We start from the raw sequence: 4,388 nt of genomic DNA, 5'->3' as shown, positions 1-4,388 counted from the left end.
ATGATGTCGAGCGCGTTTGGAAATTCGTTGAGGAATGCCTTGACCCGGCGGGCGCGGCGAAACGTGACGAACCAGCGCGGCAGGCCCAGCCCCCCGGCCAGCAGCACGCCCGGCAAGGCGATCAGCGGGGCTCCGGCCACGAAAGCGGCCATCGTCAAAACGATGCCGCATATTGCGGAATATATATAGAAACGCTCGATGGTGGTCTTGAGGCCGGCCTGACGAAGCTGGGCTTTCAGCGGCGGCTTCTTGACGCGGCTGTCCTTGGTTTTCTGCTTGGCGTCGAGTTCGTTGAGAGAATCCTGAACCGATTTGCGCCGCTTGGCGGCTTCCGCCACGCGGTCGCGCGAGGCCTTGACGACGGAGCGATCCGTCTCGGCGGTCCTGATTGTTTCGAGCCGCTTGCCGACCTGTTTCTCGTTGCTGATCCGGGTGAACAGAAATGCATAAGCGACGGCGCCGGCGCTGAAGCCGGCGAGCACGACAAACGCCAGTACTGTGCCGTCAATTCCAAACATTGGCCCGAACCCTTACACCCCAGCAGACGTCAGTCAGCGCGTTTCTCCATCGCCTCGAGCGCAATGGCGAGACGCTGCTCCTCGCCGTAATAGCGTGCACGCTCCCAGAAATGCGGACGGCCGATGCCGGTCGATACGTGCTCACCCAACAGCCGGCCGTTGGCGTCCTCACCCTTGATGTTGTAGAGGACGATATCCTGCGTGATGATAACGTCGCCTTCCATCCCGATCACCTCGGTGATGTGGGTGATGCGGCGCGATCCGTCGCGCAGGCGCGCTGCCTGGATGATCACGTCGATGGAGCCGACGACGATTTCGCGCACTGTCTTCTGCGGCAGCGAATAACCACCCATGGCAATCATGGATTCAATGCGGTTCAGGCATTCGCGCGGGCTGTTCGAGTGGATCGTTCCCATCGAGCCGTCATGGCCGGTGTTCATCGCCTGCAGAAGATCGAACACTTCGGGTCCGCGCACTTCGCCGACGATGATGCGCTCGGGCCGCATGCGCAGGCAGTTCTTGACCAGGTCGCGCATCGTCACCTCACCCTCACCCTCCAGATTGGGCGGGCGGGTTTCGAGGCGCACCACATGCGGCTGCTGCAATTGCAGCTCGGCCGAGTCTTCGCAGGTGATGACGCGCTCCTCGCGGTCGATATAGTTGGTCAGGCAATTGAGCAGCGTGGTCTTGCCCGAACCGGTACCGCCCGAGATCACGATGTTGCAGCGAACACGGCTGATGATCTTGAGAACTTCGGCGCCCTGCGGCGAGATGGCGCCGAACTTGACCAGTTGGTCGAGCGTCAGCTTGTCCTTCTTGAATTTGCGGATGGTGAGCGTGGCGCCGTCGATGGAGAGCGGCGGCGCGATGACGTTGACGCGCGAGCCATCGGGGAGGCGCGCGTCGCAGATCGGGCTGGATTCGTCGACGCGGCGGCCAACCTGGCTGACGATGCGCTGGCAGATGTTGAGGAGCTGCTGGTTGTCCCGAAAGCGGATGCCGGTCTGTTCGACCTTGCCGTTGACCTCGATGTAGACGTTCCTGGAGCCGTTGACCATGATGTCGGCGATGTCGTCGCGGGCGAGCAGCGGCTCGAGCGGCCCATAGCCGAGCACGTCGTTGCAGATGTCCTCGAGCAGCTCTTCCTGCTCGGCGATCGTCATTGCGAAGTTCTTGATCGCGATGATGTCGTTGACGATATCGCGGATTTCCTCGCGCGCACTTTCAGGATCAAGCTTGGAAAGCTGCGACAGATCTATGGTGTCGATGAGTGCGGAGAAGACCTGGCTCTTGGTATCGTAATAGGTTTCGCTTTTTTCGCGCTGTGCCCGCTTCGGCTCAGGCGCCAATGGCGGTGCCTCGACCGCACGGCGCGCCGGCGGCGCGACAGGCGCGCTTGGCGCCGCGGGCCGTGTCAGAACCGCCGTGTCCACGGAACCTGCAGCCGGTGGCGCAACAGGCGCCGGTGCTGGCTGGCGAAATTCCGGCGTGAACCGGTTGCCGTCGTCGCTGCCTCTTTTACCAAACATGATCGACTACCGATTCCACTGCTGAAGCGTCACTTCTTGTTGCGCGAGAGCTTGCCGAGCAGGCTGCCGAGCCCGGCCTTCTTCCTGATCTTGATTTCGCTGCGCCCGGTCAGCACATGCGCCATTTCGTTGATCATTGCGACGATCGGGTTCTTGGCATCCATTTCGCCAAGCATGCGTCCGTTGTTGGCGGCATTGCCGAACAGCAAGGGATCAAAAGCAATGACCGACATTGGCGACAGACCGAGCGGCTCGGCGAAATCGGCCGGCGAAATCTCCGGGCGTTTCGGGACGCCGGCCTGGTTGATGATCAGCTTGGGCGGCGGATCATTGGGACGAAGCCGCTTGAGCATATCGATGAGGTTCTTGGTGTTGCGCAGATTGGCAAGTTCCGGTGTCGCGGTGATGACGATCTCGTCGGCCTTGACCAAGGTGTTCTTGGTCCAGCCCGTCCAGGCATGGGGGACGTCGAGCACCAGAAGCGGCACGCTGCGCTGGGCGGTGTCGATGAGCTGAACGAAGGCCTCTGGATCGAAATCATAGACCCGTTCGAGCGTCGAAGGCGCCGCCAGCAGCGACAGATGCTCGGCGCACTGGGTCAGCAGCCGGTCGAGATAGACTTCATCGATGCGTTCCGGTGAAAACACCGCCTCGGCGATGCCTTGCGCCGGATCCTGGTCGAAATTGATGTTGGCGGTGCCGAAAGCCAGATCGAGATCGGCGACGACCACTTCGGATTTGAACAGGGAGGACATCGCCCAAGCCACATTGTGGGCGATCGTCGAGGAGCCGACACCGCCCTTGGCGCCGACGAAGGCGATCGAGCGGCCGAGCGGCTCGGCTTCCGGATCGATGAAAATCGACGACACCACGCTGACGATGTCGGCCATCGAGACCGGAGCGATCACATATTCGGAAATGCCGTTGCGGATGAGTTCCCGGTAGAGGCCGACATCATTGTAGTGGCCGATCACCACCACCTTCGACGTCGGATCGCAATATTCCGAAAGCTGGGCGAGTTGTTCCAGCAATTGCTTGGGCTCGCTGCGCGATTCCAGCAGGATCAGATTGGGCGTCGGCGCCGATTGGTAGAATTCGATGGCAGTGGGAACACCGCCCATGTGGACCTTGAGATGCGCCTTCGTCATGCGACGGTCCTCGCCGGCGCGCTCGACCGGGTTGGCAACACCCTCGGTCTCGCAGAATGCCTGGATCGAGATGCGCGGGATCGGCCGCAACGCCTGCATCGCGGCGATGTCCTGCTGCGAGGTATCGCTGCCGTCCACCGGGGCGTCGTAGGCAAGGTTGCTCATCGTCATGCTCTCTCCCGTGGCCTGTTCTATCCGAGATTTGCGGCTCAGTACGTCACTTCCGAATTGCCGAGGAACTCTTCCGAAATGCCTCTCTTTTGGTAAACATCGATGGCTTGGCTACGATTTGCCGGATCAATATTGGCAGATTTACGCGGGCCGAGCAGGTCGGCGGGATTGGCCATCTGGGCGGCAAGATTGTTCTGATAGGAGCAGCCGAAGTCGGCATAGTGCTTGTTCTCCGATGTCTCCATAAGATCTTCGGGCCAGCGGCCGCACTTATCGGTCTGGGCTTTCACCGAGATATAAGCAACGCGAATCGGGGCAGAGGCTTCGGCGGAGGCGGACTGATAGGAGGTCACGACAATCCGATTGCGCTTGATGCCGCTGGCAACCGCCAGCCGGGCGAAATCGCGGGCCGCCGTGGTCGCGGCGACCTCGTTGGCCGATCCGCTCGGGACCTGGATCGTCAGCGTCGGGGCGGCACTTCTGTCATAGCCATCCAGGAAGCCAAGAAGCGTATCGCGCTGGGAGCCGGTCATGCCGCGGTCACCGGCGCCGACAGGCAGGTCGATCTTCTGATTCTTCTCGGCGATGACGATCGGATGGTTGGTGCGGTAATCGTCCGGAATGGCGCCGACCGTGATGCTGTCGCGCTGGGCGCAGCCGGCGAGCAGCGCCGCCACCGCAACCGCCAGGACAGGAACGGCTCGCCGGCAGACCCGTGAACGGCCGAGACGGGTCGTTGCGGCGATGGTGCTTGCCTTCAATGCTGACTGAGACATGTCCGCTTCCCCGCTTACTTGTAGATGAAGCCGACAACGCCGTGGTAGCGGCCATTGGGCTTGTCGGTCTGCATGGTGCCGTAGACGCGATTGACGCGGCCAAGGAACATGCCGGCGCCATCGCTGGCGGCGTTGAAATTGTCGTCCGGCTTGGCAAGGTCGTTGCGCGCCACCGGCTTAACCAGATAGGGCGTGATGATGATGACGAGCTCGGTCTCGTTTCGCACGAAATCCCTGCTGCGGAAG

Annotated in this window: 3 protein-coding genes and 2 pseudogenes; all 5 read right to left on the bottom strand. The window is 61.6% G+C overall.

Annotation, left to right across the window (positions count from 1 at the left end; translation table 11 throughout):
- Positions 1-518 (bottom strand): annotated as a pseudogene (locus tag EN879_RS25600) (pilus assembly protein); the annotation flags it as partial.
- A 29-nt stretch (positions 519-547) separates the two neighbouring features.
- On the bottom strand, positions 548-2,047 hold the full coding sequence (locus EN879_RS25595) for a CpaF family protein (RefSeq protein WP_013533680.1): 1,500 nt from the start codon (positions 2,045-2,047) through the stop codon (positions 548-550).
- A 29-nt stretch (positions 2,048-2,076) separates the two neighbouring features.
- On the bottom strand, positions 2,077-3,366 hold the full coding sequence (locus EN879_RS25590) for a CpaE family protein (RefSeq protein ID WP_013533681.1): 1,290 nt from the start codon (positions 3,364-3,366) through the stop codon (positions 2,077-2,079).
- Between the two features lie 38 nt (positions 3,367-3,404).
- Positions 3,405-4,142 (bottom strand): pilus assembly protein CpaD, encoded by a 738-nt coding sequence (locus tag EN879_RS25585; protein WP_013533682.1) that lies wholly within the window; start codon positions 4,140-4,142, stop codon positions 3,405-3,407.
- Positions 4,143-4,156: 14 nt separating this feature from the next.
- Positions 4,157-4,388, bottom strand: a pseudogene (locus EN879_RS25580) (pilus assembly protein CpaC); the annotation flags it as partial.

This window comes from Mesorhizobium sp. M7A.F.Ca.AU.002.02.1.1, from assembly GCF_003998535.1.
Taxonomy (GTDB): domain Bacteria; phylum Pseudomonadota; class Alphaproteobacteria; order Rhizobiales; family Rhizobiaceae; genus Mesorhizobium; species Mesorhizobium ciceri.
Note: the sequence above shows the minus strand (reverse complement) of the source record. Positions and strands in the feature narration are given on the sequence as shown.